Raw genomic sequence first — 13,496 nt, forward strand, 5'->3', positions numbered from 1 at the left:
ATGGCCACCCAGGGGGACAGGGAACTCGCCGATCCGCACCGTTCGTACGCGGTCCTCGTCGGAGCCGCGTCGTACGACCACGCCTCCCTCGACGAACTGCCCGCGGTCGCGAACAACCTCGGCAGGCTGGCCGAGTTGTTCACCGACGCCACGATCTGGGGCCTGCCGCAAGGGAACTGCGTACGGCTGCCGCAGCCGGAATCCCGGGAGGAGGTCCTCGACGCGATCCACGACGCGGCGCGCAAGGCCGAGGACACGCTGCTGGTCTACTTTGCCGGGCACGGTCTGGCCCATCCGGACGTCAACGGCCTCCTGCTCGCCCTGCCCGGCACCGATCCCGAACGGGCCTACACCGCCCTGGACTTCGATGCCGTACGCGGCGAGGTGCTCCGTACCCGGCGCGACGTCAACCGGGTCGTGATCCTGGACTGCTGCTACGGCGGGCGGGCGTTCGAGGGGGGCATGGGCGGCGCCGGCCGGGCGGTGCAGATGGCCGAGCAGACGCGCATCGCGGGCTCCTACCTCCTCACCGCGAGTTCCGCGACCCGGCAGTCGCAGTCGCCGCCCGGCGAGACGTACACGGCGTTCACCGGAGAGCTGATCCGTCTGCTGGAGAGCGGGCTGCCCGACGCTGGCGAACTGATCGAGGCCACCCACGTCTACGAGCACCTGTACGGCGAACTGCGAGCCAAGGGACGCCCGTTGCCGCAGCAGCGGCTCAGCAACACCGGCCGCACCCTCGTCTTCGCCAGGAACCGGCACCTGGCGGAGAGCGCACCGGTGGACGACGAGGAGCAGGGCGCGAGCCCGTCCGGCACCCCCCACGTGGTGACCGGGCCGGCCCGGACGCCGCGCGAACTCGTCCAGGAGGCCGCGAGGTCGAGGACCGCGGACGGCGGTGCTGCCGCCGACGCGCTGCTGCGGGAATGGGCGGCGCGCCGTCCGGTCCAGGAAGTGGCCGCCCTCGCGGCGCTTTTGAGCGCGGCGGACGACCGGGCCGCCTCCGGTGTGGTGACCGCGGCCCTGTCCGATCGCGGCCCGCAGGCCGTCGCCGACTACCTTGACGCCCTGTACGCCGTCGACGACGAGCCGGCGGACGCCGCACGCGTCCTGCACCATGCCGCCGGCCAATCCGTCGATGTCGTCGCGGCCACCTACAAGTCCCTGCGCTCCAACGGCCGTTCGGCCGAGGCGGACCGCTTGCTGTCCCTGCGGACCGAGCGTCTGAGCAGTACCGACGACGTCCTCGAACTGGCAGGAGCGCTCTGGTCCGCCGGTCTCGAGCCGGAGGCCGACCGGGTCCTCACGGCCGCCACCACGGACTCCCCGGAGGAACCAGGACGCCTGGCCGACGCCCTCCTGGCCATCGGCCAGCAGGTCCGGGCGTTCGCGCTCTACCTGCGGACCCAGGAGACGGTGACACGGCGTCCGGTGCCCGCGTTCGTGCAGCTCCTGCGGAAGATGCACGAGGCGGAACACGAGGACGACGCCGCCACGATCCTCGAAGGGTGGATCGCCGGCGCCGTTCCCCCGTCAGCGTCGTCGGTGCGTCCCGATCTGCGGACCATCGCCGAACTCTGCGCGGAACTGCGTTCGGCGGGCCTCGGCCCCGACGCCTCGACCGTGCTGCGGCGGTGCGCTGCCGCGATGTCTCCGGCGGACCTGACGGCACTCGCCAAGACGCTGTACCGGCAGGGCCGAGGTGAGGACTCCGTCCTGCTGTTGTCGATGGCGACCCGCACCGGCCCGGTCGAGGCCGCGGTGGACTTCGTCGACAGCCTGCGCGAGATGGGCCGCCCCGTGGACGCGAACGCCCTGCTCGACGAGGTCGGCCAGTCGTCCGCGCAGGACGTCGCGCGGCTGCTGGAGGGGTTGGAGGAGCGGGGCCGGACCCGTGACCGTGACCGGCTGCTGTCCGCGATCGCTGCTCAATCGGCACCTGCGCGGCTCGCGTTGCTCAGAGAGCCGTTCCTGGCGGACGGGCGCTACGACGAGGTGTTCACCTCGTTCGGCACCGCGTCGGACGAGGCGTTCGCCGAGGTGCTGGAACAACTGCGGGACACCGGAAGCCATCTGGACCTCCTCGCGCTGTTCGGCTACGGCGCCCGCAGGGCTCCGGCGGACCTCGCCGCACGGCTCGCCTGGCTGGAACGCGGAGGATTCCCCGAAGCCCTCGCGCTGCGGGCCTGCTTGTCCGACCGCGGGATCTCGGCCGGCGGACGTGTCCCGACCCTGGACAAGGGCAACCTGGAGGCCGTGGCCGACCGCCTCCGGTCTCCCACCGGGCTGGCGCTGGCGCTGGCGGCCTTGCGGGCCCTCGGCCGCGAGGAAGCGGTCCGGTACGCGGCCCGGCGGGCGGCGGGGGCGTGGTTCGACTCCGCGCGGCGGCTGGAGTTGACGCTGTCCCTGCGCCGCAGGGGACTGCACGGCACCGCCCGGGTCGTGATCAAGGGGGGATCGTGGGACGAGATCGGCCACCTGCGCGCCACGGTCACCGGGCTGCACGGCGCGGGGTTCCCCGACGACGCCGCGTACGCGCTGCGCTGCTACGCCGTCCGGCTGGGCGGCCGGGCGAAGAAGCTCGCGGTCTCGCTCGGCCTGGAACCGCCGCCCGGCCCGGCGTACTTCCCGCTCCTGCGGCGCTCCGTGCTCGACGACGGTGACGGCACGGCGAGCTGACCGTTTCGGAACGGCCGGGTTTCGCGTGAGGCCGGGTCAGGACGGGTGTCGGAACAGGCCGGGTCAGGACGGATGCCGGAACAGGACGGGTCAGGACGGGTCTTCGGCGAGGGTGGAGACGCCGGTGATGCGGTGCAGGGCGAAGGTGCGGTTCTCGTCGGCGGTGTGGTCGTAGGCCGTGACGTATCCGCCTTCGACGCGGAGCGGGGCGATGACGCGCTGGGTGGCGGCGCCCTCGGCGTTGACGTAGCCGATCCAGAGGGACTCGCCGGTGAGGGCGGCGGCCTGCACGGTGGCGAGGGTGTCGGCGGCGGGGGTGCGGGGCAGGCCGCCGTCGCGGGCGGCGGGGGCGCTGCGGGTGACGGTGGCGGCGCGGTCGCCGGCCCGGATCGCCTTGACCGCGAGGCCGAGCAGCGCGTCGTCGGGCGCGGGCGGCCCGTCGGTGACGGGCAGCGGCGGGGTGCGCGGCGGGGTGCGGCGGGCGTCGGGGCGGGTGATCAGGACGTCGCCGTCGGGCGATTCCGCGGCCGGGGCGAGGCCCATCGCGCGCAGCCGCTCCAGGAGGGTGGCCGGGTCGGCCTGCGCGGCCAGCACGGTCGGGGCGAGCCGGCGCAGCCCGAGGCCGCCTGCCCGGCGGTCGGCGAGGAGTTCGGTGAGCACGGCGTCGTCGTCGCAGCGCAGGTACGCGGCGGCCACGCCGACCCGCAGCGCGCCGTGCCGGCGCGCCACGTCGTCGATGAGATAGCTCAGCGGCTGCGGCACGGGCGTACGCGAGTGGGTGGTCAGGAAGGACTGCAACTCGGCGGCGCTGCGGCCCGCGTCCAGGGCGCGCCGCACCGACTCGGGGGTGAAGCGGTAGACCGTGGCGCCGCCCTTGGACTCGATGTCGGCCAGCATGCCCAGCATCTCCGCGAGCGGCGCGACCAGCGGACCCGGGGCGACGGCCGTCAGGTCGGCCTGGAGCAGCACGTGGTCGAGTGGTTCCGGCAGCAGCGGGGCGAGCGCGGCGGCGGCCGCGTCCGGGTCGCCGGCCAGCAGCGGCCGGGCGTGCGCGGCGAGCGCGCCGCGCCCGGTGACGCCCAGTGCCTCGGCGTCCATGAGGGTCCAGTCGAGCAGGTCGGTGCGCAGCGCGTCGGCGCCCGGCCGCAGCGGGCGGTCCCAGCGCAGCCGGGCCAGCAGCGCGTCCCGGTCCGCGGCGGTGCCGGGCGGCGGCTCGGCGAGCAAGTCGAGCGCGGCGCGCCGTACTTGGGGGGCGAGCGGGCGGTCCAGGTCGGGGCCGAGCGCGGCCAGTGCCCGCCCCTTCGGGTCCCGGCTGCCGACCAGCCCTGCGGTGCGGGTCGCGGTCAGCCAGGCGGCGGCCAGTACCGACCACTGCTGCTGGGACGGGAGTTGGGCCCATCCGTCGGCCGCGGGGGTCGGGGCGTACGCCTCCTCGACCTCGCCGTCCGCGGCCACCAGCCCCGCGGCGTAGGAGAGTTCGACCCAGAAGGCGGCCTGCGGCTCGGGCAGGTCGAGGGTCGCCGCGGTCCGCTTGAGGTCGCGCACGCTGATCCCGCCGGCCCGCAGCACGGCCGGCCCGCCGGTCTCCCACGCGGCGAGCAGTTCGGCGACGGTGCGTACGGCGGTCAGCGCCTGGCCGGCCGCGGTGAGGTCGACGGTGCGCGGGGTGCGCGGCACCGGGGCGATCGGCGGCGGCGCCGGCTGCGGGGAGCGGTGCGCGCGGCCACCGCGCAGCGCGAGCGCCGCCTCGCGGGGCAGCGCGACGTTGTGCGGGCCGGCCGGCAGCAGCAGGCCGCGGGCGAGCAGCCACTGCACGGCGGTCGAGGCGTCCTTCGCCCGTACGGGTGCGGTCGCGTCCCGCACCTCGCCGTACGGCGGTCCCCACACCAGGCGGTCGAGCACGGTGCGCACGCCCTCGGGCGCGGAGTCGAGCAGCGGGCCCAACCCGCCCGGATCGGCGAAGAGTTCGGCCAGCGCGCGGGTGGCGCTCACCGGGTCGTGGGTGGCCGGCAGGCCCGCGTCGGCCACGATCTCCTGGAGCCGGGCGGGCGACATGCCCGAGGTGGCCTCGCCGACGGACGGGCCGAGCCCGGTCGCGGACGCCACCGCGGGCGACGGCGCCAGCACGTCGCGGGCCGCGCGCACCAGCCGCAGCCGGTCCTCGCCGCCCCACACCACGCCCCGGGTGCGCAGCCGCTCCACCGCGCCGGGCAGGGCGGCGGTGACCGCCGCGGCGAGGTCGGCGGGCAGCGGCTCGCCGAGCGGGGCGGCGCCGCCCCCGGCCGGGTCCGCGCCGGCCATCAGCACGCGCAACGCGTCGTACGGGCACGGGTCGGCGGCCACCGCGAGCGCCTCCGCGACCTGGCGGGTGAACGCGTCGACCTGGTCCAGCGCGCGCAGCACCGACGCGCGGGTGGCGGCGCGGGTGGCGAGCTGGGTGAGGTCGTTCGGGACCGGGGCGAGCAGGTCGGGCCGGGCGCGCAGGAGGCGGGCCAGCGCGTCGTCGTCACGTGCGCGCAGGTCCTCCGCGAGGGTGCGCGGCTCTGCCGTATCCATCCGTCCCACATTAGCCGCATGGAGGTAAGCGGACGGGTACGGTCGTCGTGGCGGGCGGCGGTGCGGCGGACGGCGGAAGGAGCCCGGCGGTGGGCGTGGAGAGCGACCGGCTGGTGTTCGACTACCTCAGCCGGGTCGGTGACCTGGCGCAGACCGCGCTTCCGGCGGCCGACCGGATGCGGCTGGTGGCGCAGTTGCGGACCGACATCGACCGGGCCAGGGGCGAGGGGGACAACGCGGCGGCGGTGCAGCGCATCCTCGGGCGGTTCGGCAGCCCGGACGAGGTGGTCGAGGCGGCGGCGGGCACCCGCGGGTCGGGCCGGTCCGCTGCCGGCGCCGCGTCGGGGGCTGCCTCCGGGTCCGGAGCGGGCGAGCCGCCCGCCGGGGAGCCCGCGCCGGGGACGTACGGGCCGTACGCGAAGCCGCGCGGGGCGGCGGTGCCGAAGTCGCGGGAGAGGTCGCCGGAGGAGCCGTCCGACGGGTCGCGTGACGATTCGCGCGAGGAGCGGCGGGCCTCCCGCCGGGAGAAGCCGCGGTCGCGCGGCGAGCGGGAGCCGGAGTGGTGGGGCGGCGGGCTGGGGGAGGGGCGGCTGCGTGCCGGGGACGAGCTGGCCGGGCTGCCGGGGATGACCGGGGGGATCTTCATCCCGTTCGACGACGAGGACCTGGCGGGGAAGGAGGCGGGGGAGGAGCTGCGGCCGCTCCCGGGTGCCCTCGCGGGGGGAGGGGGCGGTGGCCCCGGGGAAGGCGAGGGGGCGGCGGGCGGCGGGTCGGCCGAGGCGGGGCCGACGGGGCGGAAGGGGCTGCGCGGGCTGCTGCGGCCGGGCGCGGGCGGGGGTGCCCGTGCCCGCGTGAAGCGGTGGGGCAGCCCGCTGCTGCTGTGCGCCGCCGCGCTCCTGGTCGCCGGTGTGGTGATCGGCTCATGGATTCCGCTCGGGCTCGGCTGGCTGGCCGGATACCTCTCGCGCACCCTCACCCGTACCCAGGCCAAGATCGCGGTGTTCGGGGTGCCCGGGGCCACGGCCGTGGGCTACGCGGTCTGGCTCTGGGGCCGTGACAAGGGCCGCTGGGGTTCGCCCGTCGCCCAGGGGCAGATGGGACACGTGATCCGGGACGACCTCCCCGTCGCGGTCCGCGTCGCCGCCGTCGGCTCCGCCCTGTACTTCCTCTGGCGGGCGCGCAGGTCCGCGTAGCGCTCGGCCCGGGCGGACCCTCCGGGTCGCCCGGTGCTGTCGGTGCCGGGACCGCCTTCCGGTGCCTCCGGTCCCCCCGGAGGACGGAACGGGACGGGAACGGGGGCACCGGGGTGGGTCCCGTCGCCGTCGGGGACAATGGGCGGGTGACCAAGGACCTCGCCGCCCCGTTGACCGTCGGGTTCGACCTCGACATGACCCTGATCGACTCCCGCCCGGGGATCAAGGCGGTGTACGACCGGCTGGCCGCGGAGACGGGCACCTTCATCGACTCGGCGCTGGCCGTCACCCGCCTCGGCCCGCCGCTGGAGGACGAGCTGGCGAACTGGTTCGCGCCCGAGCTCATCGCGGAGATGGGCGACCGCTACCGCGCGCTCTACGTCGACCACGCGATCCTCCCGACCCCGGCGATGCCCGGCGCGGTGGCCGCGGTGGAGGCGGTACGGGCAGCGGGCGGCCGGCCGCTGGTCGTCACGGCGAAGCACGCCCCGAACGCCCGGCTGCACCTGGACCACGTCGGCATCGAGGCCGAACTGCGCGGCTGGCTGTGGGCGGAGGCGAAGGCCGAGGCGCTGGTCGAGTACGGCGCGTCGGTCTACGTCGGCGACCACGTCGGGGACGTGCGCGGGGCGCGTGCCGCCGGCGCGCTGTCGGTGGCCGTGGCGACCGGGCCGTGCGGGGAGAAGGAACTGCTGGCGGCGGGCGCCGACGTGGTGCTGGCCGACCTGACGGAGTTCCCCGCCTGGTTCGCGGACTACCGCTCCGCGGCGGCCTGATCCGCGGCGGCCTGCCCGGCCGCCTGCTGCCCGATCCCGGACTGCCCGACCCCGGACTGCCCGACTCCGGACTTCCCGACCACGGCCGTTCCCCCCGCACCGCCCGCCGTCGCGTGCCGCTGGGCCAGCGCGGACTTCAGCAGCCCGACCAGGGCCAGCGCGAGGCCCAGCCCCATCAGCATCGACACGAAGTACGCCGGGGTGGGCAGCCGCTTGGTGTGCAGCAGCAGCGGCGCGACCGTCACCACGGTGCCGACCGTCCCGACCAGGAACGTGATGGCGCCGGTGCGGACCAGCAGGTCACCGGGGCCCAGGGTTTGTTTGCTCACCCGACAAGGGTAGGTCCGTGGGGTGGACGGAGTGGAACGGAGTCAGGGCCGCCGGGCGTCCTGTCGTACGGTGGCGGGCCGTCGGCGCGCTGCCGGCGACTGTTCGGACGGGTCCGCGGACGGGTCTGCCGACGGGTCCTCGGACGGGTCCGGAGCGGTCCGCTGACGACCTGCCGGGAGCGGTTTCCAGCTGCTCTCGGGTAATTCTCCAGCAGCCCCCGGCGGGTTCGGGTAATTTCGAGTAACTTCCATCAGCTCCGAGAACTTCGGGCGACACCGAGCAATGAGGACGAGGTCGGACGTGCCTACCGGCAAGGTCAAATGGTTCAACAGCGAGAAGGGCTTCGGCTTCCTCTCCCGCGATGACGGCGGCGACGTCTTCGTGCACTCGTCGGTGCTGCCCGAAGGGGTGGCGGCCCTCAAGCCCGGCCAGCGCGTGGAGTTCGGCGTGGTCGCGGGCCAACGCGGTGACCAGGCGCTTTCGGTGACGCTGCTCGATCCGGCACCGTCCGTCGCGGCCGCCCAGCGGCGCAAGCCGGATGAGCTGCTGCCGATCGTGCAGGACCTCACCTCGCTGCTGGAGGACGTCGCGCGCTCGCTCCAGCGCGGCCGCTATCCGGACAAGGCGCACGGCCACAAGATCGCCTCGGTGCTGCGCGTCGTCGCCGACCAGCTCGACGTCTGACCCTTCGGCGGCGCGCGCCTCTTTTAACCGGGCTTTACCGGAACCGTGGATTCCGGTAAAGCCCGGTGCGGTAATTCAGGTCACATCCGTCACAAATCCGCCGGTTATCCGAAAGCCAGCGCGCCGGCCGGCAGCGGCGGCACCAGACCCTCGGCCGCGGCCCGGGTGAGCAACCCGCGCACCGCCGCGTAGCCGTCCTCGCCGAGGTCGGCGGTGAACTCGTTGACGTACAGCGCGATGTGCTGGTCGGCGACCGCGGGGTCCATCTCCTGGGAGTGCGCGAGGACGTACTCCCGGGACAGCTCGGGCTCGTCCCAGGCGCGCCGCACCGACGCCCGCGCCGCATCGGCCAGCGCGCGCAGCCGCTCGCCGCCCAGCGACCGCTTGGCGATGATCGCGCCCAGCGGGATCGGCAGCCCGGTGGTGGCCTCCCAGTGCTCGCCCATGTCCGCGAGCTTGTGCAGGCCGTAGTTCTGGTACGTGAAGCGCGCCTCGTGGATCACCAGGCCCGCGTCCACCCGGCCGTCCCGCACCGCGGGCATGATCTCGTGGAACGGCAGCACCACGATCTTCCCGACGCCGCCGCTCACCTCGGCCGCCGCCCACAGCCGGAAGAGCAGGTACGCCGTCGACCGCTCGCTCGGCACCGCGACCGTCTTCCCCGCCAGGTCGGTGCCGGCCTCCTTCGTCAGCACCAGCGGCCCGCACCCCCGGCCGAGCGCCCCGCCGCAGGGCAGCAGCGCGTACTCCTCCAGCACCCACGGCAGCACCGCGTACGACACCTTCAGGATGTCGAACTCGCCGCGCTCCGCCATGCCGTTGGTGATGTCGATGTCGGCGAACGACACGTCCAGCGGCGGGGCCTGATCGACCAGGCCGTGCGCCCAGGCGTGGAAGACGAAGGTGTCGTTCGGGCACGGGGAGTACGCGATGCGCAACGCCGACTCCCGTTCGGCCGACCCGTCCTGTCCGGCCCGCTGATCCGGCCGCTGCTGCTCTGTCTTCTGCTCGTCACCCATGATGTGCCTCAACTCCCAGTACGGCCGGCAGCTTCCCGAACGCGGCCGTCAGGGCCGCCAGCGCCTCCCCGATCCGCCAGGCGGCCCGGTCGCGGGGACCGACGGCGTTGGACACCGTACGGATCTCCAGCACCGGCAGGTCCGCCGCCGCGGCCGCCTCGGCCACTCCGAAACCCTCCATCGCCTCCGCCACCGCGCCCGGGTGACGGCCCGCCAGTTCGGCCGCCCGCTCGGCGCTGCCGGTCACCGTGGACACCGTCAGCACCGGCCCGTACGCCGCCGCGAGGCCGTCGGCCACCGCCCGGCTCAGCTCCGGTGGCGGGAGGTGGCGGGAGGTGCCGAAGCCCAACTCGGCGACCGGCACGAAGCCGTCGGGCGTCTGCGCGCCGAGGTCCGCCGCCGTGATCGCGCTCGCCACGGCCACCGAGCCGACCGGTGCGGTGGGCGCGAAGCCGCCGGCGATGCCCGCACTGAGCACCAGGTCGTACGGCTGCCCGGCCGCCTCCGCCCGGGCCAGCGCGGTCGCGGTGGCGGCGGCAGCGGCGCCGGGGCCGACGCCGCCGGCCAGGACGGTGGCGCGGAGTGCGGGCGCGGGCCCGGAGCCGGGGGCCGTGGCGGGATCGGGGGCGCCCGTGGTCACGGCGCCCGGGGGGAGGACCGCGGCCAGGCCCGCGGCTGCCGCGTCGCGCTCGGCGGCCACCGCAGTCACCACCAGCAGGCGGTTCGCGGGCGCTGTCGTACCGCTCATCCGTTCAACCGCCCATCCGTACGGCGACGGACCGGGGCGCGGCCGACCGTCGCTCAGCCGTCGTTCACTTGCCGCTCAGCGGTGGCTGAGCAGCGGGCCTCAGCCGTCGCTCGGTTGCCGCTCAGCCGGCGTTCAGTGGTCGCTCAGTGGTCGCGCCGCAGCTCGAAGGAGATCACCCGGGTGACCTTGGCGCCGCTGGTGTCCGCGGACTCCACGATGTTCAGCGTCACGCTGTCCACCGGGGTGGTCTGGCCGGTCTGCGGGTCCTGCACGTGGAACAGCTCCGCGCTGTCCACCGTGAAGTAGGTCTTGTTCTTGAGCACCTCGTCGTTGGCGAGCGAGGTGTTCTGCACGATCAGCCAGCCCTTGTCGCCGATCGAGGGGTCCACGCCGATCCGTACCTGGTCGCCGACCGGGACGGTGATGTGGTGGGTCGGCTTCGCCTGGAGGCACTTGGCGAAGATCGCCTGCGGCAGCAGCGCGCCCTTGGCGTAGCAGGCCTTGCTCGCCGACGCCATCACTGACTTGCTGCCCACGGTCACCGTCGCCTCGGCGGTCGGCTTCGTGCAGGCGGTGAGGGAGATCAACCCGAGGGAGATGGCACCGAGGGCGGTGGCGGCGCGGCGAATGCTCATGGCAGGAGGCTACCGGGCGGTCGCCTCCACTCCGCGCGCGGGTAGGCCGTGTCCCCCGAGATCGGGCCGGTGGCGCGGGCCGGGCGGCCGCCGGGAGTTGTGCGGACGGCGCGCCCTCAGGCGACGGGGGCCTTGGTCGGCGAGCGGTGCCGTCAGGCGACGGGGGCCTTCGTCGGCGAGCGGTGCCGTCAGGCGACGCGGGCCTTCGTCGACGAGCCGCGCCGGGCGGCGCCCAGCAGCCCGCGCACCGCGACCAGGAACGCCGCCAGCACCAGGCAGGCCGCCGTCGCCATGCCCAGCGAGCCGTTCAGCGGCAGCACGATGCCGATGCCGCCGCCGACCACCCAGGACAGCTGGAGCACCGTCTCGGAGCGGGCGAAGGCCGACGTACGGACCGCCTCCGGTACGTCGCGCTGGATCAGCGCGTCCAGCGACAGCTTCGACAGCGCCTGCGCGATGCCCGCGACCGCGGTCACCGCGGCCACCGTGATCAGGCCGAACCAGCCCGCCGCCACGGACGCCACCGACAGCGCGCACACCAGTGCCGTCGCGATGATCACCTCGGGGCCACGGGCCTTGAGCCAGGCGCCCAGCGCGGTGCCCAGCGCGTTGCCCGCGCCGGCCGCGACAACCGCCACCCCCAGCGACAACTCCGGCGACAGCCCGCCGATCGGATGCTCGCGCAGCATGAACGCCAGGAACATCGTCAGGAAGCCGGACAGCGCGCGCAGCCCGCAGTTGCCCTGCAACGCGTGCAGCACCGACGAACCGACACCCAGCAGACCCGGCTTGCGGCCCGGGACGCCGGACGGCTCCGCCGGCGCCTCCTCGTCGGCGGTCAGCCTGGCCCTGCGCTCGCCGCGGGCGGAGTCCACCTTGTTCGGCAGCGCCATGCACAGCACCGCGCCGCACATGAAGATCGCGAAGGCCCCGTACAGCGGCCACTGCGGGCCGATCTTGTGCAACCCCGCGCCGACCGGCGCCGCCACCGTGGTGGCCAGCAGACCCGAGAGGGTGACCCGGGAATTCGCCTTGACCAGGGTGGTGCGATCCGGCAGCAGCCGCGGCACCACCGCGCTGCGCACCACCCCGTACGCCTTGGAGCCGACCAGGCTGCCCAGCGCCGCCGGATACAGCCCCAGGCCGGCGTGCGAGACCATCCCGGCCATCATCCAGGCGAGCACCGCGCGGGCCACCATGGACATCGCCATCGCGGCCCGGCGGCCGTGCTGAAGGCGGTCCAGCAGTGGGCCGACCACCGGCGCGAGCAGGGCGAACGGCGCCATCGTGATCAGCAGGTAGAGCCCCACGCGGTTGCGGGCCTCGCCGCTGGGGACCGAGAAGAACACGGTGCTGGCGAGCGCGACGGTGATCATCATGTCGCCGGCCGAGTTGACCGCGTGCAACTCGATCAGTTTCGCCAGGCCCGACTCGCCCGCACCGCCCGCGTGTGTCGTGCGCCGGATACGACGGCGCAGCGCTCCCGCCGACCGCCCCACGCCGCTCGCGAGGGCGCGCCCGGCCCTGCGTGCGGGCCCTGGGCCCGCGGTCACGGTTCGTGCCACGACGCAATCCTGCCCCAATTGGAAGACGGCGCACCCCCTCCTTTGCGCGCATGGTGCGCACCGGTAGCGTGCGATCGCGCAGAATGGGTGACAACAGGTGCGCCCGATGACGCTCGGGCAGGGCCGGGGAAGCGGTGAACTCAGGCGTTGAAGCGGTCCGTCGGTCCGCTCCGCCGAGGTTCATCGCGCCTCGGGTCCGCCCGCCCGCGAGCGCACACGTGAGACGGCGTAGAGAGAGAAACGATTTCTGTGAGTCCTGCGATGCGAAGCCGTACCCCTGATCGCCTGTGCGCCGAGGCGGTCGATGTCGCGCTGGCCGTGACGAGGGAGGCGGTGGGCGCGGCATCGGTCGGCGAGCACCTCGGCGTCGTCGCCGAGGGCGACCGCGTGGTCACCCATCTGTTCGCCTGCACCGAGCCCGCCTACCGGGGCTGGCGGTGGGCGACCACCCTCACCCGGGCGTCCCGCGCGAAGGCGGTGACGATCGACGAAACGGTGCTGCTGCCCGGTCCGGATTCCGTACTGGCACCCGAGTGGGTGCCCTGGAGCGAACGGCTGCGGCCGGGCGACATGGGCCCGGGCGACCTGCTGCCCACCGAGGCGGACGACCTGCGGCTCGAACCGGGATGGACCGGGGACGGCGCCGCGGCGGTGTCGGCGGCGGCGGATGTCGCGGGGGCCGTGGAGATCGAGGAGGCCGTCGAGGCGGCGGAGGCCGGGGAGGCCGGTGGGGCCGCCAAGGGCGAAGCGTCCGGTGGGGCCGGAGCGGCCGGAGTGACCGCGCCGGGGTCCGGAGCGTCGACGGCCGGTGACGTGGTCACCGGGGTCCCGAGCATCGCCGAGATCCGCTCGGTCGCGCGCCAGCTCGGCCTCGGCCGGCCCCGGGTGCTGTCCCGGTACGGACTGCACACCGCCGCCGACCGCTGGGAGGAGCAGTTCGGCCCGAAGACGGCGATGGCCCAGGCCGCGCCCGCGAACTGCGTGAGCTGCGGCTTCCTCGTGCCGATCGGCGGCTCCCTCGGGCAGGCGTTCGGCATCTGCGCGAACGAGTACTCCCCGGCCGACGGCAACCTCGTCTCCCTCGCGTACGGCTGCGGCGGCCACTCCGAGGCCGCCGTGATGCCCAAGACGCCCGAGCCCGCGCCCATGGTCCTCGACGACCTCGACGACGACGAGACCCCCTGAGGGCCACTGCCTGAGGGGCCCTGCCCGCCGCGGAGCGGGCCGAGCCGGCGACGGCGGACGGGGCGGCGTAGGGACGCGTGGGGGAGACCCTCAGGCGCGGTCCTGAGCGCGGTCCTGAGCGCGGTC

The 13,496-nt window shown here is 75.0% G+C and carries 11 protein-coding genes; 5 read left to right on the plus strand and 6 right to left on the minus strand.

Annotated elements, in window-relative coordinates; translation table 11 throughout:
- Positions 1 to 2,679, plus strand: a complete 2,679-nt coding sequence (locus AB0399_RS01105) for a caspase family protein (RefSeq protein WP_366409833.1) — start codon at positions 1 to 3, stop codon at positions 2,677 to 2,679.
- A gap of 90 nt (positions 2,680 to 2,769) precedes the next feature.
- On the opposite strand, the gene AB0399_RS01110 is transcribed toward AB0399_RS01105, so the two are convergent.
- Entirely contained in the window at positions 2,770 to 5,235 is a 2,466-nt protein-coding gene (locus AB0399_RS01110) for a helicase C-terminal domain-containing protein (RefSeq protein WP_366409835.1), read from the minus strand.
- 89 nt (positions 5,236 to 5,324) lie between these two features.
- On the opposite strand from AB0399_RS01110, the gene AB0399_RS01115 reads away from it, so the two are divergent.
- Both AB0399_RS01115 and AB0399_RS01120 read left to right on the plus strand, forming a co-directional pair.
- On the plus strand, positions 5,325 to 6,428 hold the full coding sequence (locus AB0399_RS01115; RefSeq protein ID WP_366409836.1) for a hypothetical protein: 1,104 nt from the start codon (positions 5,325 to 5,327) through the stop codon (positions 6,426 to 6,428).
- Positions 6,429 to 6,574: 146 nt separating this feature from the next.
- Positions 6,575 to 7,204 carry a haloacid dehalogenase-like hydrolase gene (locus AB0399_RS01120; RefSeq protein ID WP_329368240.1) on the plus strand — a complete coding sequence of 210 codons (630 nt, stop codon included), beginning with the start codon at positions 6,575 to 6,577 and terminating at the stop codon, positions 7,202 to 7,204.
- Here AB0399_RS01120 and AB0399_RS01125 read toward each other — a convergent pair.
- Positions 7,183 to 7,533, minus strand: a complete 351-nt coding sequence (locus tag AB0399_RS01125) for a hypothetical protein (RefSeq protein WP_366409837.1) — start codon at positions 7,531 to 7,533, stop codon at positions 7,183 to 7,185. The two genes, AB0399_RS01120 and AB0399_RS01125, sit on opposite strands and share 22 nt — an antisense overlap.
- Positions 7,534 to 7,834: 301 nt before the next feature.
- Here AB0399_RS01125 and AB0399_RS01130 point away from each other — a divergent pair, with 301 nt between their 5' ends.
- Positions 7,835 to 8,218 (plus strand): cold-shock protein, encoded by a 384-nt coding sequence (locus tag AB0399_RS01130; protein WP_103885605.1) that lies wholly within the window; start codon positions 7,835 to 7,837, stop codon positions 8,216 to 8,218.
- A 104-nt stretch (positions 8,219 to 8,322) separates the two neighbouring features.
- Here the strand turns inward: AB0399_RS01130 and AB0399_RS01135 are convergent, their stop codons facing one another.
- From AB0399_RS01135 to AB0399_RS01150, 4 genes are all read right to left on the minus strand, one after another.
- Positions 8,323 to 9,237, minus strand: a complete 915-nt coding sequence (locus tag AB0399_RS01135) for a 1,4-dihydroxy-6-naphthoate synthase (RefSeq protein WP_366409838.1) — start codon at positions 9,235 to 9,237, stop codon at positions 8,323 to 8,325.
- Positions 9,230 to 9,985, minus strand: a complete 756-nt coding sequence (locus tag AB0399_RS01140; protein WP_366409839.1) for a futalosine hydrolase — start codon at positions 9,983 to 9,985, stop codon at positions 9,230 to 9,232. Before AB0399_RS01140 ends, AB0399_RS01135 begins: the two co-directional genes overlap by 8 nt.
- Before the next feature lie 143 nt (positions 9,986 to 10,128).
- Positions 10,129 to 10,620: a hypothetical protein gene (locus AB0399_RS01145; protein ID WP_329368248.1), complete on the minus strand. Its 492-nt coding sequence runs from the start codon at positions 10,618 to 10,620 to the stop codon at positions 10,129 to 10,131.
- Positions 10,621 to 10,808: 188 nt separating this feature from the next.
- Positions 10,809 to 12,119 carry an MFS transporter gene (locus tag AB0399_RS01150; RefSeq protein WP_329374212.1) on the minus strand — a complete coding sequence of 437 codons (1,311 nt, stop codon included), beginning with the start codon at positions 12,117 to 12,119 and terminating at the stop codon, positions 10,809 to 10,811.
- Positions 12,120 to 12,446: 327 nt separating this feature from the next.
- Here AB0399_RS01150 and AB0399_RS01155 point away from each other — a divergent pair, with 327 nt between their 5' ends.
- Positions 12,447 to 13,370: a DUF3027 domain-containing protein gene (locus tag AB0399_RS01155; protein WP_366409840.1), complete on the plus strand. Its 924-nt coding sequence runs from the start codon at positions 12,447 to 12,449 to the stop codon at positions 13,368 to 13,370.
- Positions 13,371 to 13,496: the final 126 nt, after the last annotated feature.

Origin of the sequence: Streptomyces sp. NPDC088194 (assembly GCF_040702025.1) — a bacterium.
Lineage (GTDB): Bacteria > Actinomycetota > Actinomycetes > Streptomycetales > Streptomycetaceae > Actinacidiphila.